The sequence below is a fragment of the Umezawaea tangerina genome (genome assembly GCF_003002815.1).
GTDB lineage: Bacteria > Actinomycetota > Actinomycetes > Mycobacteriales > Pseudonocardiaceae > Umezawaea > Umezawaea tangerina.
In genome coordinates, this window is the sequence record NZ_PVTF01000006.1 from 396,058 (window position 1) to 420,075 (window position 24,018).

Annotated in this window: 22 protein-coding genes; 12 read left to right on the top strand and 10 right to left on the bottom strand. The window is 71.2% G+C overall.

The window, feature by feature from the left end; all coding sequences use genetic code 11:
* Positions 1-48: 48 nt before the first annotated feature.
* From CLV43_RS22045 to CLV43_RS22080, 8 genes are all read left to right on the top strand, one after another.
* Positions 49-345: a hypothetical protein gene (locus CLV43_RS22045; protein WP_106189128.1), complete on the top strand. Its 297-nt coding sequence runs from the start codon at positions 49-51 to the stop codon at positions 343-345.
* Between the two features lie 25 nt (positions 346-370).
* Complete coding sequence (locus CLV43_RS22050) at positions 371-1,312, top strand: sigma-70 family RNA polymerase sigma factor (protein WP_106189129.1); 942 nt, start codon at positions 371-373, stop codon at positions 1,310-1,312.
* A gap of 49 nt (positions 1,313-1,361) precedes the next feature.
* A complete protein-coding gene (locus CLV43_RS22055) occupies positions 1,362-2,105 on the top strand; it encodes an SDR family NAD(P)-dependent oxidoreductase (protein WP_106189130.1) in 744 nt (247 codons plus the stop codon).
* A 71-nt stretch (positions 2,106-2,176) separates the two neighbouring features.
* Positions 2,177-2,452: a hypothetical protein gene (locus tag CLV43_RS22060; protein WP_146174866.1), complete on the top strand. Its 276-nt coding sequence runs from the start codon at positions 2,177-2,179 to the stop codon at positions 2,450-2,452.
* Positions 2,449-3,360, top strand: coding sequence for an FAD:protein FMN transferase (locus tag CLV43_RS22065; RefSeq protein WP_245886797.1), 912 nt, complete (start codon positions 2,449-2,451; stop codon positions 3,358-3,360). Before CLV43_RS22060 ends, CLV43_RS22065 begins: the two co-directional genes overlap by 4 nt.
* Entirely contained in the window at positions 3,360-3,908 is a 549-nt protein-coding gene (locus CLV43_RS22070) for a ferric reductase-like transmembrane domain-containing protein (protein ID WP_106189132.1), read from the top strand. Before CLV43_RS22065 ends, CLV43_RS22070 begins: the two co-directional genes overlap by 1 nt.
* A complete protein-coding gene (locus CLV43_RS22075; RefSeq protein ID WP_106189133.1) occupies positions 3,905-5,008 on the top strand; it encodes an NADH-ubiquinone oxidoreductase-F iron-sulfur binding region domain-containing protein in 1,104 nt (367 codons plus the stop codon). The genes CLV43_RS22070 and CLV43_RS22075 overlap by 4 nt, the downstream gene beginning before the upstream one ends.
* Positions 5,005-5,205 (top strand): ferredoxin, encoded by a 201-nt coding sequence (locus tag CLV43_RS22080; RefSeq protein WP_106189134.1) that lies wholly within the window; start codon positions 5,005-5,007, stop codon positions 5,203-5,205. The genes CLV43_RS22075 and CLV43_RS22080 overlap by 4 nt, the downstream gene beginning before the upstream one ends.
* 40 nt (positions 5,206-5,245) lie before the next feature.
* On the opposite strand, the gene CLV43_RS22085 is transcribed toward CLV43_RS22080, so the two are convergent.
* The 5 genes from CLV43_RS22085 to CLV43_RS22105 all read right to left on the bottom strand — a co-directional run bounded on the left by CLV43_RS22085 (position 5,246) and on the right by CLV43_RS22105 (position 11,151).
* The gene (locus CLV43_RS22085; RefSeq protein ID WP_106189135.1) at positions 5,246-5,827 is read right to left on the bottom strand and encodes an EF-hand domain-containing protein; all 582 of its coding nucleotides are present in this window, start codon (positions 5,825-5,827) and stop codon (positions 5,246-5,248) included.
* A gap of 84 nt (positions 5,828-5,911) precedes the next feature.
* The gene (locus tag CLV43_RS22090; RefSeq protein ID WP_106189136.1) at positions 5,912-7,600 is read right to left on the bottom strand and encodes a dipeptide ABC transporter ATP-binding protein; all 1,689 of its coding nucleotides are present in this window, start codon (positions 7,598-7,600) and stop codon (positions 5,912-5,914) included.
* Positions 7,597-9,261, bottom strand: coding sequence for an ABC transporter substrate-binding protein (locus CLV43_RS22095; protein ID WP_106189137.1), 1,665 nt, complete (start codon positions 9,259-9,261; stop codon positions 7,597-7,599). The genes CLV43_RS22090 and CLV43_RS22095 overlap by 4 nt, the downstream gene beginning before the upstream one ends.
* A gap of 25 nt (positions 9,262-9,286) precedes the next feature.
* Positions 9,287-10,282, bottom strand: coding sequence for an ABC transporter permease (locus tag CLV43_RS22100; protein ID WP_106189138.1), 996 nt, complete (start codon positions 10,280-10,282; stop codon positions 9,287-9,289).
* Positions 10,282-11,151 carry an ABC transporter permease gene (locus CLV43_RS22105; protein WP_106189348.1) on the bottom strand — a complete coding sequence of 290 codons (870 nt, stop codon included), beginning with the start codon at positions 11,149-11,151 and terminating at the stop codon, positions 10,282-10,284. The genes CLV43_RS22100 and CLV43_RS22105 overlap by 1 nt, the downstream gene beginning before the upstream one ends.
* 896 nt (positions 11,152-12,047) lie before the next feature.
* Between CLV43_RS22105 and CLV43_RS22110 the strand changes: the two genes are divergently transcribed.
* A complete protein-coding gene (locus tag CLV43_RS22110) occupies positions 12,048-12,653 on the top strand; it encodes a YigZ family protein (RefSeq protein WP_106189139.1) in 606 nt (201 codons plus the stop codon).
* Between the two features lie 427 nt (positions 12,654-13,080).
* Here CLV43_RS22110 and CLV43_RS22115 read toward each other — a convergent pair whose 3' ends face one another.
* Together CLV43_RS22115 and CLV43_RS22120 are read right to left on the bottom strand one after the other, a co-directional pair.
* Positions 13,081-13,944 (bottom strand): siderophore-interacting protein, encoded by an 864-nt coding sequence (locus tag CLV43_RS22115; RefSeq protein WP_106189140.1) that lies wholly within the window; start codon positions 13,942-13,944, stop codon positions 13,081-13,083.
* Positions 13,945-13,960: 16 nt separating this feature from the next.
* Positions 13,961-16,234, bottom strand: coding sequence for an ATP-binding cassette domain-containing protein (locus CLV43_RS22120; protein ID WP_106189141.1), 2,274 nt, complete (start codon positions 16,232-16,234; stop codon positions 13,961-13,963).
* A 173-nt stretch (positions 16,235-16,407) separates the two neighbouring features.
* Here CLV43_RS22120 and CLV43_RS22125 point away from each other — a divergent pair, with 173 nt between their 5' ends.
* Both CLV43_RS22125 and CLV43_RS22130 read left to right on the top strand, forming a co-directional pair.
* On the top strand, positions 16,408-17,199 hold the full coding sequence (locus tag CLV43_RS22125) for a TetR/AcrR family transcriptional regulator (protein ID WP_106189142.1): 792 nt from the start codon (positions 16,408-16,410) through the stop codon (positions 17,197-17,199).
* A 722-nt stretch (positions 17,200-17,921) separates the two neighbouring features.
* Positions 17,922-18,878, top strand: coding sequence for an asparaginase (locus CLV43_RS22130; protein ID WP_211304496.1), 957 nt, complete (start codon positions 17,922-17,924; stop codon positions 18,876-18,878).
* A gap of 7 nt (positions 18,879-18,885) precedes the next feature.
* On the opposite strand, the gene CLV43_RS22135 is transcribed toward CLV43_RS22130, so the two are convergent.
* Positions 18,886-20,022, bottom strand: a complete 1,137-nt coding sequence (locus CLV43_RS22135; protein WP_106189349.1) for an alkaline phosphatase family protein — start codon at positions 20,020-20,022, stop codon at positions 18,886-18,888.
* Between the two features lie 1,146 nt (positions 20,023-21,168).
* On the bottom strand, positions 21,169-22,083 hold the full coding sequence (locus tag CLV43_RS22140; protein WP_211304472.1) for a helix-turn-helix transcriptional regulator: 915 nt from the start codon (positions 22,081-22,083) through the stop codon (positions 21,169-21,171).
* Between the two features lie 74 nt (positions 22,084-22,157).
* Here CLV43_RS22140 and CLV43_RS22145 point away from each other — a divergent pair, with 74 nt between their 5' ends.
* Entirely contained in the window at positions 22,158-23,582 is a 1,425-nt protein-coding gene (locus CLV43_RS22145; RefSeq protein WP_106189144.1) for an amidase, read from the top strand.
* On the opposite strand, the gene CLV43_RS22150 is transcribed toward CLV43_RS22145, so the two are convergent.
* Positions 23,560-24,015: a MarR family winged helix-turn-helix transcriptional regulator gene (locus CLV43_RS22150; RefSeq protein WP_170155962.1), complete on the bottom strand. Its 456-nt coding sequence runs from the start codon at positions 24,013-24,015 to the stop codon at positions 23,560-23,562. The two genes, CLV43_RS22145 and CLV43_RS22150, sit on opposite strands and share 23 nt — an antisense overlap.
* Between the last annotated feature and the right edge of the window lie 3 nt (positions 24,016-24,018).

Here is a 24,018-nt window from a genome sequence, read left to right on the forward strand (position 1 = left end):
ACGACTCCGAGCGAACAATCCACTGCCGGATTACCGGACCAGCGGCCGGTGCGGAGATCCATCAACCTGCACGAACACGCCCCGACCACGACCAGGTCGGTCGCCGTGCTGCCCCCTCGGTCCACCCCGGAGTCCGTCGCGGCCACCCCGGAACCCCAGTTCACCCACGTCTCGCCGAAGGCGGTCCTCGCGAGCATCGGCATCGGCGACCGGGCCGCCCTGCTGCTCCTCCTCGCCTTCGCCGCGCTGTCCTCGATCATCGTCACGGCCTTCGGCGCGGCTGGCGTGGTCATGCTCGTCGGCATGTGCGTCGCCCTGCGCCTGATGTTCGTCGACCGGAGCTGACCACCGAGTCCTAGGGTGGTCGTCCATGGCCGACGACCCCCGACCGCCGGACGCCGCGCGGGCCGGTGACCAGGCCGCCTTCGGGCCGCTGGTGGAACCGTTCCGCGGTGAGCTGCTGGCGCACTGCTACCGGATGCTCGGCTCCGTGCACGACGCCGAGGACGCGGTGCAGGAGACGCTGGTGCGGGCGTGGAAGGCGCTGGACCGGTTCGACGGGCGGTCGGTGCGCGCGTGGCTGTACAAGATCGCGACCAACCGGTGCCTGACGGCGCTCGAACGCCGTGCGCGGCGCGAGCTGCCCGCGGACCTCGGACCCGGTGCGGAGCCGGTGTGGTTGGAGCCGTTCCCGGACCGGGTGCTGGGGCCGGAGGCCGGGTACCTGGCCCGCGAGGGTGTCGAGCTGGCGTTCGTGGCGGCGTTGCAGCACCTGTCCGCGCACCAGCGGGCGGTGCTGGTGCTGCGCGAAGTGCTGGAGTTCCCGGCACGGGAGGTCGCCGAGCTGCTGGACACGACGGTCGCGGCGGTCAACAGCGGGCTGCAACGGGCGCGCAAGGCCGTCGCCAGCAGGTTGCCGGACCGGACCCAGCAGGCGACGCTGGCGGCCCTGCCGGACGTGCGGCGGATCGCGGACCGGTACGCGGCGGCGTGGGAGAGCGGTGACGTCGACGCGATCGTGGCCATGCTCGCCGACGACGCCAGGTACTCCATGCCCCCGCTGCCGGAGTGGTACCTCGGGCGCGAGGCCATCCGGGCGTTCCTGGTGGCGAGGCCGATGGACCTGAGGTGGCGGTTCCTGCCCGCGCACGCGAACGGGCAGCTGGCGTTCGGCACGTACCTGTGGTCGGACGGTCGGTACGTCCCCGGCGGTCTCGACGTGCTCGCGCTGCGCGGCGACCGGGTCGTCGAGGTGGTCTCGTTCCTGACCCAGGACCTCACCCGGTTCGGGTTGCCCGCCGAACTGCGATGAGTTCCGCTTCCCCCGCGGGTTGTAGCAGTACGACCACGAGGAGGCGACGATGTTGCTCGAAGGCAGGAACGCGATCGTGTACGGCGCGGCGGGGTCGGTCGGGAGCGCGATCTCCCGCGCGTTCGGCCGGGAGGGAGCGCGGGTGTTCCTCGCCGGGCGCACCCCGGCGACGCTGGACGCGGTGGCGGCGCGGATCCGCGAGGCGGGTGGGCGGGCCGAGACCGCGGTGGTGGACGCGCTGGACGAACGGTCCGTCGACGAGCACGCGGCCGCGGTCGGGCGCATCGACGTGTCGGTCAACGTCATCGCCGACAGCGACGTGCAGGGAACGCCGATGGTCGAGATGTCGCTGCGGGACTACCTCAGCCCCGTGGTCACGTCCGTGACCTCGAAGTTCCTCACCTCGCGCGCGGCGGCGCGGCACATGATCCCGCGGCGTTCCGGGGTGATCCTGGCGTTCGGCGGCACCGGCGACGGCGGCGCCCACCGCGTCCACCACCTGGGCGGGCTGGTGACCGGGTTCGACGCCGTCGAGTCGATGCGGCGCCAGCTCGCCGCCGAGCTGGGACCGCACGGCATCCGCGTGCTGACGCTGCAGACCGGCGGCGTCCCCGAGTCCATCCCGGCCGACTACCGCGCGGACGTCGAGCGCGTGCTGACCGGGCAGACCCTCGCCGGTCGCACGGCCACGCTGGAGGACGTCGGCAACGTGGCCGTGTTCGCCGCCTCCGACCTCGCGCGCACGATGACCGGTGCGGCGATCAACATGACCTGCGGCGCGGTCCTGGACTGACGGGGTTCACAAGCTGCGCACAGCCGGCTCCCAGGAACCGCGCCGAACATCGGTGGGGACGAGGAGAGGACATGCCAGCGATGACCGACACCCAAGCCAGGATCGGCCGCCGGGCCGAGGGAACCCGCCGGGTCGGCAGGGCGACCGCGTGGATCGCCGCCGCCGCCACGGTGCTCGCCACCGCGTTCAGGATCGTGCTCGCCACCGGCACGTCGGACGCGCGGACCGACAGCGGGGCGAGCACGTCCACGGAGTCCGGCAGCACCGCCGACGACTCCTTGCAGGCACCGGACTCCGCTCCCCGGCAGGGGTCGGGCAGCGCGCACACCGGGTCCGGTGGGTCGTGACGCACGTCGTGGAGTTCCCCGTGTGGGGCACGACGGCCGTGCTCGCCGTGACCGACCGCCCCGTCGAGGCCGAACGGCTGCTGCGCGCGGTGCTGGACGACGTCGACCTGGCGTGCAGCCGGTTCCGGGCGGACTCCGAGCTGTCCCGGCTGCACACGACCACCGGCCGGGCGGTTCCGGTCGGCCCGGTGCTGGCCGAGGCGCTGGCGGTCGCGCTGCGCGCCGCCCGGCTCACCGACGGCCTGGTCGACCCGACGGTCGGCGCCGCCGTGCGCGCGATCGGGTACGACCGCGACTTCGCGTCCATAGTGGACGGTCCGCTGGTGCCGCGGGCGGTTCCGGGCTGGCACCGGGTGCTGCTCGACGCCGAACGCGGCGAGGTGGTGCTGCCACGAGGTGTCGAGCTGGACCTGGGCGCCACCGCCAAGGCGTTGGCCGCCGACCGGGCGGCCCGCGCGATCTCGTCGATGCTCGACTGCGGCGCGCTGGTCTCGCTCGGCGGCGACGTCGCCGTGGAGGGCGAGGTGCCGCCCGGCGGGTGGAGGGTCGCGCTCGCGGACGACCACCGGACCGCCGTGGCCGCACCGCAGGCCGTCGTGGCGGTCCGGCGCGGCGGGCTCGCCACGTCCAGCACGACCCAGCGGACCTGGCAGCGCGCGGGCCGCGCCCAGCACCACATCGTCGACCCGCGCACGGGGCTGGCCGCCGAGGTCGTGTGGCGCACCGCCACCGTCGCCGCGGCCACTTGCGTGGACGCGAACACCGCCGCCACGGCCGCCATCGTGCTCGGCCACGACGCCCCGGAGTGGCTGGCCGAGCACGGCCTGCCCGCGCGGCTGGTGTCCGCCTCCGGGGAGGTGCTCGCGGTCGCGGGCTGGCCCGCCGAGCGCGAACGGCAGGTCGCGTGATGGGCGAGTGGCTCTGGTACGCCAGCCGCGCGGGCGGGCTGCTGGCGTTGCTGCTGCTCACCGGCACGTTCGTGCTCGGGCTGCTCACCAGCGGCAGGCTCGCCACCGCGCGCTGGCCGCGGTTCGCGGTCGGGGCGCTGCACCGCAACCTCTCGTTGCTGACGCTGGTCTTCCTGGCCGTGCACATCACCACGGCGATCGTCGACGGGTACGTCGCACTGGACTGGGTCGACGTGGTCGTCCCGTTCGCGTCGGACTACCAACCCTTCTGGGTCGGGCTCGGCGCGGTCGCGGTGGACGTGCTGCTCGCGGTCGTGGTGACCAGCCTGCTGCGCACCAGGGTTCCGCCGAAGGTGTGGCGCGGGCTGCACTGGGCGACCTACGCGTGCTGGCCGGTCGCGCTCGTGCACGGCGTCGGCATGGCCGACACCGGTCTGTGGTGGGTGTGGGTGCTCGTCGGCCTGTCCACCACCGCCGTGCTGGCGGCGCTCGTGTGGCGCTCACTGAGGACACACCAGGACACGATGGCGAGGGTGGGTGCGCGATGAGGATGTTGACCGACGGGCCGCGGACGTTCGCCCAGCACAACGCCGAGCGCGGGTTCGTGCCGTGGCAGCGGTTCGCCGGCCGGGCCGCGTTGATCGACGAGGTGGTCGCCTCCGGGTTGCGCGGGCGTGGCGGCGGCGGTTTCCCGACCGGGCTCAAGCTGCGGGCGGTCACCGGGCGCAGGCCGGTCGTGGTCGCGAACGGTTGCGAGGGCGAGCCGGACAGCCGCAAGGACCACGTGCTGCTCAGCCGGTCACCGCACCTGGTGCTGGACGGGATGCTGGTGGCCTGCCACGCGATCGGCGCGGCCGAGGCCGTGCTGTGCGTGCACGCGGGCAGCCCGCTGCTCGCCGGGCTGATCCGCGCGCTGGCCGACCGCGGCCCCGACGCGAACCGGATCCGGATCGTCGAGGTGCCGCGCCGGTACGTCGCGAGCGAGGAGTCGGCGCTGGTCAACTTCCTCGGCACCGGCGACGCCCGGCCGACCACGACCCCGCCGCGCCCCACCGAACGCGGGGTCGACGGCAGGCCCACGCTGGTGGACAACGTGGAGACGTTGGCGCACCTGGCGATCGTGGCCCGCGTCAGCGCTGAGGCGTTCCGCGCCGACGAGACCACGCTCGTGACGACGGCGACCGGGGTGCACGAGGTGCCGGTGACGACGAGGCTGGCCGATCTCGTGACGGGCCCCGTGCTCGCAGGCGGCTACGGCGGGGTGTGGCTGTCGGCCGCGCGAACGGGTGAACTGACGGTCGCGGAGGCACCGGGGGTGGCGGTGTTCCGGACTCCGCAGGGATGCGGCCTGCGCGAGACGGCGGGGATCCTGGCCTACCTCGCCGCCGAGTCCGCACGGCAGTGCGGGCCGTGCATGTTCGGTCTGCCCGCCATCGCGGGGGACTTCGCCGAGCTGGCCGCCGGGGTTCCGGGACGGGCGTTGGAGCGGCTGCGCCGGAGGCTGCCGGTGGTCACCGGGCGCGGGGCCTGCGCCCACCCGGACGGGGCGGTCCGGATGGCGTCGAGCGCGCTCGACGTGTTCACGGCCGACGTCACGGCCCACGCGACCGGTGTGGGCTGCACGAGTACGCACAGGAGGACGGCGTGAGCGCGCTGCGGGTCGACCCGATCGCTTGCCGGGCGCACGGTCTGTGCGCGGAGCTGCTGCCGGAGGCGGTCGACCTGGACGAGTGGGGCTATCCGCTGCTCCGCGGCAGTGAGCTGCCCGCGGGACTGCTCGCGGACGCCCGGCGGGCGGCCGCGGCGTGCCCGGCGCTGGCGTTGCGGGTCGCCGCCGGGCGATGAGCACCGTGGCGGGCCCCCGAAGAGCCCGCCACGGCGGGTCTCAGTGCCTGCTCAGGCTGGCGGGGAGCATCGAGTCCGCCGACGGCAGGTCGAAGTCGCCGAACACCCAGGTGCCGGGCGCGGACGGGTCGTCGCCCGCCCAGAACTCCGCCCAGAGCAGGGCGAACTCGTCCTCGGTGAGACGACCGTCGCCGTCGAGGTCCAGGCGGCCGAACACCTCGTCGGTCTCCGTGCGGCTGCCGGTCCACGCCTCGATGAGCTGGCGGTACTCCCCCGCGGTGATCTCGTTGTCCGCGTTCTCGTCGATGGCCTCGAACATCGCCCGCGCGGTGCCCGTGACGACGTCGAGCATGGTGGGCAGGCGCTCGACGACGTACAGCACCTCCTCGATGGTCACCTTGTTGTCGCGGTCCAGGTCGGACGCCTCGAGCAGGGTGTGCCACCAGCCCATCATGATCGACGACAGCCGCGCGTGGTCGCGGGTGCCCGGAGCCGCCCTGCGCAGCTCGGTCCACCTCATCGTCAGCTCGGCGAAGTCGGACTCCGTCAGGAAGCCGTCGCCATCGGTGTCCATCGCGTCGAACACGAGCGCGATCTTGCGTCTCTGGAACTCACTGGCCATGGCACCCAAGGTCACCCATCGGACACCACTACGACAATTGGCCACTCGGGTTCCGCCGACTACACGACCAGGTGACGCAAGCCGTTACTCCGTGTGCCCGAGCGCCAGCCACGCCTCGCGCCGCGCGCGTTGCAGCACGGGGTCGGCGACGGGTGCGGCGGCCAGCAGCCGACGGGTGTAGGGGTGCAGCGCCTCGGTCAGCACGTCGCGGGCCGGGCCCAGCTCGACGACCCGGCCGCCGTGCAGCACGGCGACCCGGTCGGCCAGCCGTTCGACGACGGCGAGGTCGTGGCTGATGAACAGGCAGGCGAACCGGAGCTCGGTCTGCAGCGAGCGGAACAGGTCCAAGATCCGGGCCTGCACCGAGACGTCCAGCGCGCTGGTCGGCTCGTCGGCGATCAGCAGCTCCGGGTCCAGCGCGATCGCCCGCGCGATGCCGACCCGTTGCCGCTGCCCGCCGGACAGCTCGTGCGGGTACCGCTCGCGCAACGACGTCGACAGCTGCACGGCGTCGAGCAGCTCGTCCACCTTGGCGGTCAGCTCGGCACCGCGCAGGGAACCGTGCAGCACCAGCGGTTGCGCGATGCTGCGGGCGATCTTGGCGCGCGGGTTGAGCGAGGACGCGGGGTCCTGGAACACCATGCCGATCCGGCCGCGCGCTCGTTTCAGCTCGCGGCCGCGCAGCCTCGTCAGGTCCTTGCCCGCCAGGCTGACCACACCGCCGCCGATGGCGGTGAGGCCGGTGATCGCGCCCGCGATGCTGCTCTTGCCGGACCCGGACTCCCCCACCAGGCCGAGGACCTCGCCGCGGGAGACGTGCAGGCTGACGTCGTCGACGGCCCGGAAACGGCCGTAGGACACCGAAAGCCCGGCCAGCGTGAGCACCGGGTCGTCACCGGGCACGTCCGGCACGGACCACGTCGGCTCGGTCACCGCCACGTGCTCGCCGCGCGCCACGACACCCGGCGACACCTCGGTCGCGTCGGGCAGGTCCGCGGGTGGCGGTGTGCTCAGCGAGACCACCGCCGACAGCAGGCGCTTGGTGTACTCGTGCCGCGGGGCCTCGAAAACCTCGGCGACCGGACCCTGTTCGACCACCCGGCCGTCGTGCATCACGACGACCCGGTCGGCCAGGTCCGCCACCACGCCCATGTCGTGGGTGATGAGCAGGACCGCAGCGTCCAGCCTGCCGCGCAGGTCGCGCAGCAGCTGGAGGATCTCGGCCTGCACGGTCACGTCGAGCGCCGTGGTCGGCTCGTCGGCGATCAGCAGCGTCGGCTCGTTCGCGACCGCCATGGCGATCACAACCCGTTGCAGCTGGCCGCCGGACATCTCGTGCGGGTACTTCCGCCGCGCCGTAGCGGGCAGGCCCACCAGTGCCAGCAGCTCGACCGTGCGCTGCTTCGCCTGCGCCGCGGTGCACTCCCGGTGCGCGCGGACGACCTCGGCGAGCTGGTCGCCGATCCGGAACACCGGGTTGAGCGCGGTCATCGGCTCCTGGAACACCATGCCGACCTCACCGCCGCGCACCGCCCGCAGCTCACCCGCGGGCAGCGTGAACAGGTCGCGCCCGGCGAGCAGGGCCCGGCCGGTGACCGACGCCGTGCCGGGCAGCAGGCCCAGCAACGACATCGCGGTCACCGTCTTGCCGGAACCCGACTCGCCGACGACGGCCACGACCTCCCCCGCGGCCACGGAGTAGCTGACCTCCGTGGCCGCGGGGATCCCGAACGCGACCGAGACGCCGTCGAGGACGAGCAGGGGCGAGGTCACTTGGCGATACCGGCCTGGAGGTAGTTCGGGTAGGACGGGAAGTCGGCGATGAAGAAGTTCGCCACCTTCGAGCCGTGCAGGAACGAGTTGCGGGTGTAGATCAGCGGCACGACGGGCGAGTCGGCCAGGATCTTCTTGTCCAGCTCCACCCACTTCTTGCCCGCGGCGGCCGGGTCGACCTCGCTCTGCGCGGCCTCGATCAGCTTGTCCACCTCCGGGTTGCTGTAGCGGGACGTGTTGTACCCGCCGTTGCCGATCTCCGACGAGGCGAACAGCGGCTGGATGTTCGCGTTGGCGCTGGGGAAGTCGGGCTGCCACGAGGCGAGCGTGAGGTCGTAGACGGCGTCCTTGGCGAGGTTCGTCTCGGCCTCGTAGGCGTCGGCGTCGAGCACGCGGATGTTCACCTTGATGTTCGCCTTCGCCAGCGACGCCTGGATGGCCTGCGCCTTCGTCGGGCCGTCGTTGCTCTTGGACACCACGAAGTCCAGGTTCTCCAGCCCGTTGGGGAAACCGCCCTCGGCGAGCAGCTGCTTGGCCTTCTCCGGGTCGCCCGCGGGCTGCGTCGGGTAGAGGTCGAACTGCTCGCGGCCCGCGATGCCCTGGGTGATCAGCGTGGTCGCCGTGTCACCCGCGAGCTGCGCGCTGCCGGCGGTGGCGATCTGGTAGGAGGTCTTGTCGACCGCGTACTGGAAGGCCTGGCGCACCTTGGGGTTCGTCAGCTTCTGGGTGTTGAGCGCCAGGTAGGCGAGCGCGCCGGTCTTCGACGTGACGAGCCGCTGCTTCGCGGAGGCGTTGCCCTGGAGCTGGGCGAGCTGCGCGGGCGAGGCGAACGAGGAGCCGAACGCGTCCTTGTCGTCACCGCTGTCCGCGACGAGCCGCTGCGAGACGACGGAGGCGTCCTGGCCGAGCTGGAAGACGATCTGGTCCGGCAGACCACCGCGGATCTGGTCGCTGCCCTTGTCCCAGTTGGGGTTGCGGGTCAGCGTGGCCTTCACACCGCGCTGGTACTCGGAGAGCTGGTAGGGGCCGGACGCGACCGGGTGCTCGCTGTAGTCGGCCTCGGCGCCCTTGCCCTCGGGGACCGGCGCGAACGCCGGGGTGCTGGTGATCCACGGCCAGTCGCCGTAGGGGCGGACCAGGTGGAAGATGATCGTCTTGTCGTCCGGGGTCTCGATCGAGTCGAGGCTCTTGCCCTCGAACGGACCCCGGTAGTCGGCGCCGCCGACGAGGAGCTGCTTGTGGTAGGCGAGGCCGCCGGAGAACGCGGGCGCGTAGGTGCGCTCGACGCCCCACTTGACGTCCTTGGAGCGGATCGGCGTGCCGTCGCTGAACTTCTGCCCCTCCTTGAGGGTGAAGGTCCAGGTCTTGCCGCCGTCGCTGGCCTTGCCCGTGTCGCCGAGGTCGGGGACGACCTCCACCTGCTTGCCCTCGGCGTTGAGCCAGCCGGTAAGCCTGCGGTGCACGAAGCCGAGCGAGGTGATCGGCAGGCTGCTGCTCTTGGCCGGGTCGTAGTTCAGCGTCTGACCCTCGTTGAGGATGCGCAGCGTGCCGCCCTGCTCCGCCTTGGACTGCTCGGCGCCCGTCGTCTTGGGGTCGTTCGCACCGCACGCGGCGAGCACACCGAGTGCCGCGACCACGGAGACCAGCTTCTTCGCTTGCATCGCCTTCTCTTCTCTCACAGGGACATCAGGTCAGGCGGGCCCGTGGGTCGAGCACGCCGTAGCAGAGGTCGACCAGCACGTTGGCCAGCACGATCAGGAAGGCCGCGAACAGCGTGCAGCCCAGCAGCAGCGGGAGGTCGCGCTGGGTGACCGCGTCGATCAGCAGCCCGCCGAGACCGGGCAGGCTGAACACCCGCTCGGTGATCACCGCGCCGCCGAGCAGCGTGCCGAGGTCGAGGCCGAACACGGTGACGATCGGCAGCAGGACGTTGCGCAGCGCGTGCTTGCCGATGACCTTCGACTCGCGCAGCCCGTTGGCGCGGGCCGTGCGGATGTAGTCCTCCCCCAGCGTCTCGAGCATCTGGGAGCGGGTCAGCCGGACGTAGACGGCCGCGTGCGAGAACGCCAGCACCAGCCACGGCAGCACCAGGTGCCACGCCCAGTCGACCGGGCTCTCGGCGAACGGCACGTAGCCGCCGACCGGGACCACGTCGAGGGTGAACCCCAGCACCAGGATGCCCAGCAGGCCGACGAGGTAGACCGGCGCGGACACCCCCGCGACCGAGCCCGCCAGCGTGACCCGGTCCAGCGCGGAACCCCGGCGCAGCGCGACGAGCACGCCCGCGCCGACCCCCGTGACCAGCCAGATGACCGCCGCGCCGAGGCCGAGCGAGAACGTGACCGGCAGGCGTTCGGTGATGAGCACCACGACGTCGGTGTTCTGCTGGAACGAGTAGCCGAAGCACGGCACCGAGCAGTGGATCGAGGTCGCGCCGACCCCGAACGTCCGGCCGGTCACGATGCCGCCGAGGAAGTCGAGGAACTGCCGCCACCACGGGTCGTCCAGGCCCATGAACTCCCGTGCCAGCGCGAGGTTCTGCTCCGTGCACGGGCGGCCGCAGGACAGCTGGGCCGGGTCCGACGGCACGAGGTAGAACACGACGTAGGTGATGAACACGACGACCAGCAGCACCAGCAGGGTGCCGACCAGCCTGGACGCGGCGAACCGGAGTGCCCTCATCAGCGCCGCACGTCCGTCTTGGGGTCGAGCGCGTCGCGCAGCCCGTCGCCGAACACGGTGAACGCCCAGGTCGCCAGGAACAGCGCGACACCGGGGAAGAACAGGAACATCGGGTCCGTCGACACCCAGTCGACCGCCGTGCTGATCGCCCGGCCCCAGCTCGGTGTGGGCGGCGGGATGCCGACGCCGAGGAACGACAGCGCCGCCTCCAGGCCGATCTTGCCGGGGATGGACAACGTTCCCAGGACGATGACCGGCGCCCACAGGTTCGGCAGCAGCTCGGACCGGAACACCTGCCACGGGCTCGCGCCCAGGATCCGCGCCGCCGACACGAAGTTCCGCTTCTTCAACGTCAGCACCTGCGACCGCACGATCCGCGCGATGGACGGCCACCCGAAGAACCCGATGACCAGGATCAGCAGCAGCGGCCGCGACACGCTGCTCGGCACCACGGCACCGAGCGCGATCATGAACACCAGGTACGGGAACCCGAGGAACACGTCCGCGGTCCACGTGACGACCCGGTCGTACCAGCCGCCCAGGTACCCCGCGCCAGCCCCGATCAGCACTCCCACCAGCACCGACACCGCCGTCGCTGCCAACCCGATCAGGAACGACGTCCGCGCCCCGTGCACCACGATCGCGAACAGGTCACGCCCGGTCAACGGCTCCACCCCGAACCAGTGCGCCCCGCTCACCCCACCCAGCACACCCGCCGGACCACCGGTTTCGGGGTTGAGCGCCCCGGTGCTGTAGCTGTACGGATCCTGACCCTCGATGGCGGTCAGCAGGTCCGCCGCGACCGCCGCGATGCCCAGCACCACGATCGTCACCGCCCCCGCCAACGCCCAGTGGTCCCGACGCAGCATCGCCCTGATGGCCGCACCCACCGACCTCGCGGGCGCCCCGACGTGTTCTGACAACGTTGACCTGCCTTGCCGTGGGCGAAGAAGCCCTCACCATAGGAAACGTTCCCGCTGGTCCGAACCAGCTCTCACCATGTGGGAACCGACGTCTCGATAGGGCCTCGCGGGGGAAGCACGCACAGGCCGGATGATGGCGGACCCACCCACCCCCGGCAATGCCCCCATCGGAACCTCGAAGTCCCACCCGTGTTCCCCTTGCGCCCGCCCGCGTCCCACTTGCGCCCCACCCGCGTCCTGCTTACGCCTCGCCCTCCGTCTCACTTGCGTCCTGCTTGCACCCCACCCTCACCCTGCTCACGCCTCACCCTCCGTCTCGTCCGCGTCCTACTCGTGCCCCACCCACGTCCTGCTCACGCCTCAACCTCCATCCTGTTTACGTCCTGTTCACGCACCACCCGAACCCTGCTCGCGCACCACCTGCGTACGCCCGCGCCCGCCCGCGTCCTACTTTCGCCCCACCCTGGTCCCACTTGCGCGCCGCCTTGTCCTGCTGCGCCCCGCCTGCGTCCAAGCCCGCGCTCGCCCACGTGTTACTTGCGGCCTCTCCGCGGCCGCCCGCAGCACGGTTACACCTTGTCGGTGACCTGGCTGCGTCTATGTCCGGCCAGGGAGCCCACCATGACGGACGCCGTCGCCACGTCGCTCTCCGGTGCGACCACCGTGCGGGCCGAGGCGGAGCGGAGCGCGGACCCGCCGAGCGAGCTCGCCGGCTGGCCGAGTCCCGTCCGCACCAAACCTGCGCCTGTTCGCGGCCTAGCCGCGTCGTGGTCTTGCCTGCGTGGTGCCGAGTCCGGCCTGCTCGTGCCGCGGTGGTGCGGGCGGTCGTCGATACTGGCGGTATGCGGGTCATCGCGCGCGACGGCGTCCACGAGATCGAGATCCAGCGGTCCCGCTTCCTGTGCAGCGCCGCCAGGGTCGCCGACGAGGCCGAGGCGGTGGCGTTCATCGCGGGCGTGCGCAAGGAACACTGGTCCGCCAACCACAACTGCACGGCGTTCCGCGTCGACGGCACCCAGCGCTCCAACGACGACGGCGAACCCTCGGGCACAGCAGGCGTCCCCATGCTCGAAGTCCTGATCCGACGCGAGCTGACCGACACCGCCGTCGTCGTCACTCGCTACTTCGGCGGCATCAAACTCGGTGCGGGCGGCCTGGTCCGCGCCTACGGACGCGCCGTCTCCGAGACCGTGGACGCACTCGGCGTCCGTGACCGAGCCGCATTCGCCACGTTCACGATCACGGTCGACCACACCGACGCGGGCAGACTCCAAAACGCCCTGCACAGCGCAGGCCACCTCATCGCCGACGTCGGCTACACCAACCAGGTCACCCTCACCGTCCACATCCCCGAGGCAGACGCCCCCACCTTCCACGACTGGCTCGCCACCCAGTCCAACGGAACCGCCACCGCCCTCCAAGGCCCACCCGTCACCCTGGACGTCTAGAGACACCGGGATCGCACCCCTAGCACCCGACCAGGCGCGGCCGGATCGCCCTGCTCGCACCTCTCTTTCACCACCAAGTCGAAGGCCTACAGCGATCAGCCGGCAGAACCGCGCCGCATCCTGCGCAACGGCGACCTCTCCTGGCAGACCACGGCACCGACCACCACGACAACGCCGAGCAGAACACCGCCCTCAGCGCTCACCTCCACTGGCGCAACGCCCAAGCCATCCCGAGACCGGCTTCGCCGTCAACTCACTCCTCCGCACCTGGGCCATTCCCCAGCCCGACACACCACCGGCTCTGCCCCGCGGCCAGCTCGGCATCGCCGCGGTCACCCGCCTGGATACCGCGATCGCACAACCCACGACCGGACACGTGGCGACTGCGTGACCGGCCGTGATTCCGGGATCACGACGCCTCTGCCGATCAGGTGGTGGCGGCCAGGCGTTCTTGGGCTTCTGCCATGTCCTCCTCGGTGGGTGGGTCGTCCTGGGTGAGCGCCTGACGCCAGTGACCGGTGAAGTCGACGGCGTTCTTGGACAGGCCGCGGTCGTGGACGAGGTGGCGACGCAGGGTGCGGACCGCGGTCGCTTCGCCTGCGAGCCAGGCGAAGGGAGCGCCGGGCGGGAACCGGGCTTGGCGGATGGCGTCGATCAGCAGTGCGCCCGGTGCTGCCGGGGTGTGGTGGCGGTGCAGCCAGTGCACGGTGGTGTTGTCGTTGTGCGACAAGGGTTGTTCTTCGTGCTCGTCGGTCACCTCCAGGTAGGCGATGGCAGGGATGTCAGCGGGCAACCATTCGAGGAGTGAGCCGATGGCGGGTAGGGCGGTGGCGTCACCCGCGAGGAGGAGCCAGTCGGCAGTGGTGATGGAAGTGGTGAGCGGGGTGGGTCTGGCGAAGGACTGGGAGGGGCCGAACATGGCCAGTCGATCGCCCGGAGCTGCTGTCTCGGCCCAGCGGGTCGCCGGGCCGGCGTGGTCGTGGAGGACGAAGTCGATGTCGATCCGACCGCTCTCGGGATCGTGACGACGGACGGTGTAGCTGCGCATCCACGGGCGTTGCGGCTCGGGGATGTCGTTGTACGCCTGGTACCAGGACATGAAGTCGATGTCCGGGTCCGGCAGCACGGGTTGCGGTTGACCCGGTCTGGGGAAGTAGAGCTTGACCTGCTGGTCCGGTTCGACCTGGACGTAGTCCGCCAGATCGATGCCGCCGAAGGTGATCCGGGCCATGTGCGGGGTCAGGCGGCCGACCTCCACGACCTCGATGTACCGGATCGGCAGTCGTTCCACGATGTCCTCCCTGAGGTCAGGCGCCCACGTAGGTGCGCAGGTGGCGGGCGGTGAGCGAGTCGCCGGACTCGACCAGGTCGGCAGGCGTGCCGGTGAACACGACCTGGCCGCCGTCCTGGCCGGCGCCGGGACCCAGGTCGACGAGCCAGTCGGCGTGCGCCATGACGGCCTGGTGGTGCTCGATGCAGATGACGGTGTTGCCGTCGTCGACCAAGCGGTCGAGCAGCGCGAGGAGCTGGTCGACGTCGGCCAGGTGCAGACCGGTCGTCGGCTCGTCGAGCACGTAGATCGTGGCCTTCTCGGCCATCTGGATGGCCAGCTTGACCCGTTGGCGCTCACCCCCGGACAGGGTCGTCAACGGCTGGCCGAGGCCGAGGTACCCCAGACCCACGTCCGCCAGGCGGTCGAGGATCGCCCGCGCCTGGCCGGTCGGGAAGAACTCGCGGGCCTCGGTCACCGGCATCGCCAGGACCTCGCTGATGTTCTTACCCCGCAACGTGTACGTCAGCACCTCGGGCGTGAACCTCTTGCCCTCGCACTGTTCGCAGATCGACGCCACCCCTGCCATCATCGCCAGGTCGGTGTAGACGAGGCCGATGCCCTTGCAGTTGGGGCAGGCGCCTTCGGAGTTCGCGCTGAACAGCGCTGCCTTGACGCCGTTGGCCTTGGCGAAGGCGGTGCGGATCGGGTCGAGCAACCCGGTGTAGGTCGCCGGGTTGCTGCGCCGGGACCCTCGGATCGCCGACTGGTCCACGACCGCCACCCCTTCCCGGCGCGGCAGCGAACCGTGGATCAGCGAGCTCTTGCCCGAGCCCGCGACCCCGGTGACGACGGTCAGCACCCCCAGCGGGATGTCGACGTCGACGTTCTTCAGGTTGTGCCGGTCGGCTCCCCTGATCTCCAGGTACCCCTGCGGTTCGCGCGGCTTCTCCCGCAGCTGAGCCCGGTGGTCGAGGTGCCGCCCGGTCAGGGTGTCCGACGCGCGCAGGGCGGGGACGTCACCCGCGAAGCACACCTGACCGCCCGACGGCCCCGCACCGGGACCGAGGTCGACCACGTGGTCGGCGATCTCGATGACCTCGGGCTTGTGCTCGACCACCAGGACCGTGTTGCCCTTGTCCCGCAGCAGGAGCAGCAGGTTGTTCATCCGCTGGATGTCGTGCGGGTGCAGGCCGACCGTCGGCTCGTCGAACACGTAGGTGACGTCCGTCAGGCTGGAACCCAGGTGGCGCACCATCTTCACCCGCTGGGCCTCACCGCCGGACAGCGTCGCCGACTCCCGGTCGAGGCTCAGGTAGCCGAGACCGATCTCCACCAGCGAGTCGAGCGTGCCCCGCAGGGTGGTCAGCAGCGGACCGACCGACGGGTCGTCGATCCGGCGGACGAACTCGGCCAGGTCGCTGATCTGCATGGCCGCGCACTCGGCGATGTTCCGGCCCGCGATCTTCGACGACAGCGCGGCCGGGTTGAGCCTCGTGCCACCGCAGGAGGCGCACCGGGCGAAGGTGACGGCCCGGTCGACGAAGGCCCGGATGTGCGACTGCATCGACTCGCGGTCCTTCGACAGGTACAGGCGCTGCACCTTCACCACGAGGCCCTCGTAGGTGACGTTGGTGTTGCCGATCTTCACCTTGGTGGAGGCCTTGTGCAGGAAGTCGTCCCACTGCTGCTCGGTGTAGTCCTTGAGCTTCGCGTCCGGGTCGAGGAAGCCGGAGTGGGCGTAGGTCTGCACGTACCAGGTGTCCTGGGTGAAGCCGGGGACGGTGATCGCGCCCTCGTTGAGCGAGCGCTCGCGGTCCACCAGCTGGTCGATGTCGATCGCCGACACCCGCCCGAGCCCTTCGCACACCGGACACATGCCCTCGGGGCTGTTGAACCCGAACGCCGTCGACGTGCCCACGTGCGGGACGCCGACCCGGCTGAAGACGATCCGCAGCATCGTCTGGGCGTCGGTCGCCGTGCCCACGGTCGACCGCGAGTTCGCCCCCATCCGCTCCTGGTCGACGATGATCGCCGCGCTCAGGTTGCGCAGCGCGTCGACGTCCGGTCTGCCCTGGCTGGGCATGAACGACTGGATGAACGCCGTGTACGTCTCGTTGATCAGCCGCTGCGACTCCGCGGCGATCGTGCCGAACACGAGCGACGACTTGCCCGACCCGGACACGCCGGTGAACACCGTCAGCCTGCGCTTGGGGATGTCGAGCGAGATGTCCGCCAGGTTGTTCTCCCGCGCGCCGCGGACCTCGATCACGTCGTGGCTGTCCGCGGCGGACCGCGGCTTGGCGGTCATCGGCCACTCACCTGCGTCATGGCGGCATGCATGCGGCCAAGGATCCCCCGGCACCCGCCGGATCGCCCGGTCTCGCCACTCGGATGGGACATTGTTCCCCACTCCCCCAGAGTCTCTTTATGGTGTAAAGTGATGCCTGGCTCACAGTACTTTATGCCGTAAGGAGATGCAAGATGGTCGTCTACGCCGGTCAGGGCGACGCACGGCGGTCCATGGACCTCATGTGGGGGCACAGGGGTCAGGACAGTCGGACGGCGCCCGGGCCGAAGCCCGCGCTGAGCGTGGAGGCGATCGTCCACGCGGCGATCGGCGTGGCGGACGACGACGGGATGGGCGGGCTGTCCATGCGCGCAGTGGGCCAACGGCTGGGGCGCACGGCGATGGCGCTCTACACCTACGTGCCCACCAAAGGCGACCTGGTCGACCTGATGTACGACCGGGTGCTGGGTGAGCTGCCCACCCACTACGACGTGGGGTTCGGGTGGCGGGGAACGGTCACCTCGTGGGCGGAGGACAGGCTGGAGTTCCACCTGCGGCACCCCTGGACGTTGCAGGTCTCGCAGGCGCGGCCGGTGCTCGGTCCCAACGAGTTCGCGGCGCTGGAGACGGTGGCGGAGATCCTGCACCGGACCGACCTCGGGCCTCGTCAGCTGCGCGGGATCCTCGGAGTGGTGCTGCACTTCGTGCGCGGGCAGGCGCAGACGATCGCCGAGGCGAGGGAGGCCGCGATGGCGACGGGGGTGTCGGACGAGGAGTGGTGGTACGCGCGGTCGCCACTGCTCGCGGAGGTGGCGCCGGACTTCGCGCGGCGGTTCCCGATGGCGGTGCGGATGGAGGAGGAGAAACCTGGGCCGGGGGAAGGGGAGGTGTACATGGAGAGCGCGATCTCGGAGTCGTTCGCGGTGGGGTTGGAGGTGATCCTGGACGGGATCGACGCGACGATCGCGAAGGCGGGGCGGGGATGAGCCGGGGCTTGGCGGGCGACAGCACGACTCCTGTTCAGAGGTCGAGGGCTCGGGACGGACCTGGCAGCGGAAGGCATAGGTGCAGCCTGGCAACCGAGTGGCCTAGTTACGACTCGACGACCGAAGAGTCGGGTTCACCCGGAGGTGGGAGGTTCGGGGCCGCCCCGGCGGCGGAGGGCCTTGATGCTGCCTTTTGATCAAGGGGCTCGGTTGCGGCTCGATGGCCGACGGCTCAGGGCCGACCCAAGTCGATCGAGAGCTTGGGTCCGACCTGGCGGTGGAAGGCCTGGGTGCGGCCATGCGGCCGAGGAGCCCGATTGCGACTGGACCTCCGAAGTCGGGACCCACCCGAAGGGTGAAGATCCGGGCCTGAACCGGCAGGGGAAGGGCTGGATCCAGCCTTGCAACCGAAGGGCCAGGTGCAACCGGGCGACTGAAGGGTCGGGGCCATCCGGAGGTCGAGGGGCGGGCCCCAGGTCGAAGGCTCGGGGCTGATCAGGCAGCGGAAGGCCTGAGTGCCGCCTTGTGATCGAGGGGATCGGTTGCGGCTCGGTGGTCGGAGGCTCGGAGCGGACTCGGGGGGCGGCAGCACAGGTCCGGTCTCGTGGTCGGACGGTCGGGTTGGTCTCGTGGTCGGATTTGAGCAGGGCGTGGCGGAGCAGGGTTGGCAAGGTTTGCCCAGTGGTGACGGTGGAAGGGGTGCGGTGGCGAAGCGGGTTGTGGTGTTCGGGCTCGGGGGCACGATTGCGATGGGGCCGTCGAGTGGTGGTGGGGTGGTGCCCGCGTTGTCGCCTGGTCAGTTGTTGGCGGCGGTGCCCGGACTGTCGGAGAGCGGGGTGGAGGTCGAGGTCGTCGACTTCCGGCAGGTGCCGGGTGCGTCGGTGACGTTCGAGGACGTGGCCGCGCTGGTCGAGGCGATCGGGGAGGTCGACGCGGACGGTGTGGTGGTCACGCAGGGGACGGACACCATCGAGGAGACCTCGTACCTGGTGGACCTGACGTACTCGGGAGAGGCGCCGGTCGTGGTCACCGGGGCGATGCGGAACCCGACGCTCGCCGGAGCCGACGGGCCCGCGAACCTGCTGGCGGCGGTTCAGGTCGCGGCCAGTGAGGAGGCGCGGGGGCTCGGGTGCCTGGTGGTGTTCGCCGATGAGATCCACGCCGCGCGGCGGATGCGCAAGACGCACAGCAGCAGCACCGGGGCGTTCCGGTCGCCCAACGGCGGGGCGCTCGGGTACGTGGTCGAGGGCCAGGTGCAGTTGCTGCAACGGGTGGCGCGTCGGGGAGTGTTGCCGCACAACGCTTCCAACCAGGCGCGGATCGTCATCGTCACCGCGGTGCTCGGGGACGACGGAGAACTGCTCGCCGGGCTGGAGGGGCGGGTCGACGGGGTCGTGGTCGCGGCGTTCGGTGCGGGCCACGTGCCGGTCTCGTGGGTGGAACCGTTGCAGCGGCTGGTTTCCCGTGTTCCTGTCGTGCTGTCGTCGCGCACCGGTGGCGGGTCCGTGTTCGCGGGGACCTACGGGTTCGCCGGGTCGGAGAAGGACCTGTTGGAACGCGGACTGATCTCGGCCGGGTTCCTGGATCCGTTGAAGGCCAGGCTGTTGCTGCGCGCGCTGGTGGGAACCGGCGCGGACGACACGGCGATCCGGGCGGCGTTCGACGAGGCGGGGAGGTGAGGTGAGGTCAGGAGGAGTGCAGGAGTAGCGGAACCGACTGCTCCGCTGTGGTGAGCGAGCCGTGTTGCCCTAGCAGGCGGGCGAACACGGGCTCCACGACCGAGCGGACGACGACCGCGGTGCCGTGGGCGGCCATCACCAGGTCGCCGATGCGCGGTCGGACACGGGCCGAGACCACGGGGCCGAAGAGACCTGCCGCGATGGCGTCGTCGCGACGCAGGAACCAGGCCTTGTCGCCCAAGAGGTGTTGCCAGGCGGCCAGCACGTCGTCGGTGGCACCGGGTTCGGTGTGGATGTGGCGGATGCGCGGTTCGCCGCCGAGCAGGCGGACGCCCGCGGACAGGGAGGGGGTGGTGTCGTAGTCGATCCGGTCCTCGTCGCCGACGGTGACCATGCCGTGGTCGGCGACCACGGCGAGGAGGGTGTCCTTCGGGAGGCCGCGGGCGATCGAAGCGGCCAACTGGTCGACGTAGGTGAGCTGCAGGCGCCACGGCTCGGTGCCGGGGCCGTACAGGTGGCCGAGTTTGTCCAGGTCGGCGTGGTAGGAGTAGCAGAACACGCGGTCGGCGGAGCGCAATGCGTCCAGGCTCGCACTCGCCAGGTCGCCCATGGCGTGCACGCCCGCGAACGGCGCACCGCGCAACACGGCCCGGCTGAGCCCGCTGCGCTGCTGCTCGTGGGGTGCGACCACGCGCACGGTCAGCCCTGCTTCGGCCGCGCGGTCGAACATGGTCGGGTGCGGCTGGACCTCCTCGGGGACGAGGGTGTCGCGCAGGTCGGTGAACGACGGCGCGCCGTGGTGGCTCCACGAGAGCGCGTTCAGCACCATGTCCTCCCCCGCCACGAACGTCGTCCCCACGACGCCGTGCTCCCCCGGCGTCAACCCGGTTCCCAGAGCCGCGATGCTCGTCGCGGTCGTCGACGGGAACCCCGCGGTGATCGGGTCACCCGCCAGCGAGGCGAGGAACGGCGCGGCATCGGCGTGCTCACGCAACAGCTCCCACCCGAGCCCGTCGACGAGCAACAGGCACGCCCGCCGCGCACTCGGCACACCAAGCACGTTCACCATGCCCGCCACGCCCAAGGCGGCCAGCAGCGACGGCACCACGTCGGACAGGGCACCGGCACCGTAACGGGGAACCATCTGCGTCTCCACGCCCACCGACACTAGTGCGCCGTTTCCTCGCCGGCGGGTCGACGGCCGGGGAATGAGGGGTGCGGCGTGCGGCAGAAGGGACAGGCGGTTGTGGGGCCTGGTCGGCCGGACAGGCGGGCACGGCCGGGGAGGCTGGCGGGGTGCGAGGTGGGACGGGTGGCACGTGGGTTAGCGGGGGCGAGGGGACGCCGTGGCTGGAAGACGTGGCGGACGACAAGACCGAAGGCGTTGCCGGGGGAGGTGACCGGAAGACGCGGCTGGCACGTGATCGGACGATGTGGTCGGGGTACGTGGTCGAAGGATGTCACCAGAGAAGGTCGCCAGCACGTGACCGGATGATACGGCCGAAGCAACATGACTGAAGCAGGTGATCAGAGGAGGCAGCCACCACACGACGGACGACGTGGGCGAAGCACATGACTGAAGCAGGTGACCGGACGAGGCAGCCAGCAGATAGCCGGACGAAGTGGGCGAAGCACATGGCTGAAGCAGGTGACCGGACGAGGCAGCCAGCAGATAGCCGGACGAAGTGGCCGAAACACGTAACCGGAGCAGGTGACCGGAGGAGGCGGCCAGCACATGACCGCACGACGTAGCCGAAACACATGACCGAGGCAGGTGACCAGAGGAGGTGACCGGCACGTGACCGGAAGACGTGGCCGGGGCAGGTGACAGGAGGAGGCGGCTGGTGCAGGTGGCCAGGAAACGTGACCGGAGTATTTGACCGAACCGAGCGACAAGAGGTGGGGGTGGAGCAGGTGGCCGGGAGATATGCCTGGAGCACGTGGCCGGAGGAGGTGGCTGGAGGACATAGTCGGAGCAGGTGACCGGTGGAGGTAGCTGGGACAGGTGACCGGGAGACGCGAGCGGAGCGCGTGACCGGACCAGGTGACCAGGGGAGGCGGTCAGTTGGTGGCCAGGAGACATGGCCGGAGCACGTGACCGGAAGAAGTGGCAGGAAGGCGTGGCTGGCCGGCTGCATGCCTATGTGGGCTCGGGCGCTGGTCACGATCCGTGGCAGCCCCGTCCCCGCACCGGGCCGTGGCCGCGATGGTCGGGGCTGGGGTGGTGCATGGGAGTTGTCTTAGGCGAGGCATTCGTGGAGTGGGATTCGGTCTCGTGGCGAGCGGGGAGCTAGCCGAGGCCGGCGAGTAGTTCTTCGCGGCTGTGTACGTGGGTCTTGCGGTATATGGATTTGAAGTGGTCGTTCACGGTGTGCGGTGAGAGGTGGAGTCTGCGGGCGATCTGCTTGCCGGGTAGGCCCTGCAAGGCCTGTTCGATGATCGTGCGTTCCGCCGGTGTGATGCCGTACCACGCGGCCACGGCTGGTAGGAGGACTGTACCGGCGGCGGGTTGGATGGTGATGACGACGTCGGTGTCGGGGGCGGGGGCGGTGCGTTCCGCGTGCAGGGCTAGCCAGCCGGTGGGGGTGGGGAGGCGGCTGAGGGTGGGGGCTTGGCGGGCGAGGTGGGTGATGTTGCGGATCGGGTCGAGCAGGTTGCCGCTCGAGGTCAGGGCGCGCAGTGCCGCGCGGGCGCTGGGTGTGCTGGTCGTGATCTCGTCGGCGGAGTTCACGACCACGACGCCCGGCGGGCTGTGGTGGACCGGGTGGAGGGGGTTGTCCGTCACGAAGCGCCGCACGCGGTCGGCCAAGGGGGTGACCAGGCGTTCGACGGCGGCGGACTCGGCGGTGGTGAACGAACGTCCGTGGCCACGCAGCAGCACCAGCTCGCCCCATCGGACGGCGACCCGTAGCGCGGCACCGAACCCGTCGGCGGCCATGGCCGAGCGCACCTGCGGGCCGTGCCGGACGGTCGCGTCCGGGCCCAGTCGGAGCACGGGGCCGGGTGTGCGCCACGGGCTCGGGCCGGACGCCGCCTCCTCGATCTCCAGCTCCCGCTTCGCCGACGGGCCGTAGGCGTTCTCCTCGGCGAGGAAGCACCCGGCGCCGGTGACCGGGTCGAGGCCGACCAGCAGGTAGCCGTCGTGCGGCACCCACCGCCCGACCCGCTCGGAGATCTCGGCGCCCAGCTCGGCCACGGTGCTCATCACGCCAGTGTGGGCCGCGGACATCCCCAAGTCGTGGGATTTTCGCGCGCACGGCGGCGTCGCAGACTGGCGACGTGGAACTGCACGAGTACGCGAACCTGGACGCCGTCGGACTGCGGGAGCTGATCGGCGCGCACGAGGTCAGCGCCGAGGAAGTGGAAACCGTTGCGCGCCAAGCACTGGAACGGGCGAACGCCGACGTGAACGGGCTGGCGGTGCCGCTCTTCTCCCCCGCACTGGCGCACGCGGACGACGGACCGTTCGCCGGTGTTCCCTTCCTCATCAAGGACAGCGGGCCGTTCGCCGAAGGCGTGCCGTTCTTCCTCGGCAGCAACAGCCTGGGACCTGGCGTCGTCGCGCGCCACGACCACGAGCTGATGGCCCGGTTCCGCGCCGCGGGCCTGGTCGCCCTCGGCCTGACGACCGTGCCCGAGCTGGCGGTCAGCTTCTCCACCGAGTCGGTCAGGCACGGTCCGACGCGCAACCCGTGGGCACTCGACCGCGGGGTCGGCGGATCGAGCGGCGGGGCCGCGGCGCTGGTGGCGGCAGGCGCGGTGCCGGTGGCGCACGCGAACGACTCGGCCGGGTCGATCCGGGTGCCCGCGTCGTGCTGCGGCCTGGTCGGGCTGAAGCCGAGCCGGGGGCGCACGCCGTGCGGGCCGGACCTGGGGGAGGCGGTGTTCGGCACGTCGTCCGACTTCGTCCTCACCCGCACGGTCCGCGACGCCGAGGCGCTGCTCCACGCCGTCGCCGGGCCGGGTGTCGGCGACAAGTACGGCGCCCCTCCCCTTCCCTCCGAGCCGGGCACCGGGCCGCTGCGGGTCGCGGTGACGACGCGGGCGTGGTCGGGCGTGGCGGTGGACCCCGAGGTGGCCGCGGCGGCCGTGCGCGCGGGCCGGGTCCTGGAAGGACTCGGGCACGTCGTCGTGGAGGCGAGTCCCGCGGTCGACTGGGACACCGCCCTGCGCGCGGCCGTGGTGCAGGTGATCGCTTTGGGCGCACCGTTCCTGACCGCTCCCCGACGCCCCGACCCGGCTCGGATGGAGGCGGTGTTGCGGCGGATCCTGGAGCTGGCCGGGACCGCGTCGGCGCTCGACCTGGTCGCCGGGTTCGACGCGCAGAACACCGTGAGCCGTTCGGTGGGCGCGTTCTTCACCGACCACGACCTGCTGGTCACGCCGACGCTCGGACGGCTTCCGCTGCCGCACGGCGCTTTGCGCTACGACGACCCCGAGCACACCGTGACGAGCTGGCTCGACTCGGTCTTCGCCTACGGCCCGTTCACCCTGGTGTTCAACATCTCCGGGCAGCCCGCGCTGAGCCTTCCCCTGGGGCACAGCGCGAACGGGCTCCCGATCGGTGTGCAGCTCGTCGCGCCGACCGGTCGCGAGGACCTGCTGTTCCGGGTCGCCCGCCAGTTGGAGGACGCGCTGCCGTGGCGGGACCGCGTCCCGCCGCACCACGTCGGCCGCGGGCTCAGAGCTCCGTCGTCGCCTTGAGCTTGACCAGCAGGCGGTCGAACGTGACGACCTCCTTGGCCGTGAGCACGGCGAACGCCTGGTGCAGGCCCTCGGCGTGCAGTCCCGCGACGCTTTCCAGCTTGCGCGTGCCCGCCGCGGTGATGCCCGCGAACAGCACCCGACGGTCGTCCGGGCACGGGCGTCGCTCGACGTACCCCGCCGACTCCATGCGGTCGACCAGCCGGGTGACCCCGCCGGTGGTGAGCACGATCTGGGCCGCCAGCACACCCATGGCCAACTGCCCGTCCTCGGAACGCGCCAGCCGCAGCAGCACTTCGAGCCACCCCAACGGAAGCGACTCGCGCTCCTCCAGCACCTGCCCGAGTGTTCGCTGGAGCCTGCCCGACACCTCGATGAGGTGGCCGAAGGTCGTGAGCAGGGGGTCGTCCAGCGGGGACTCGTCGTTCACCACCGA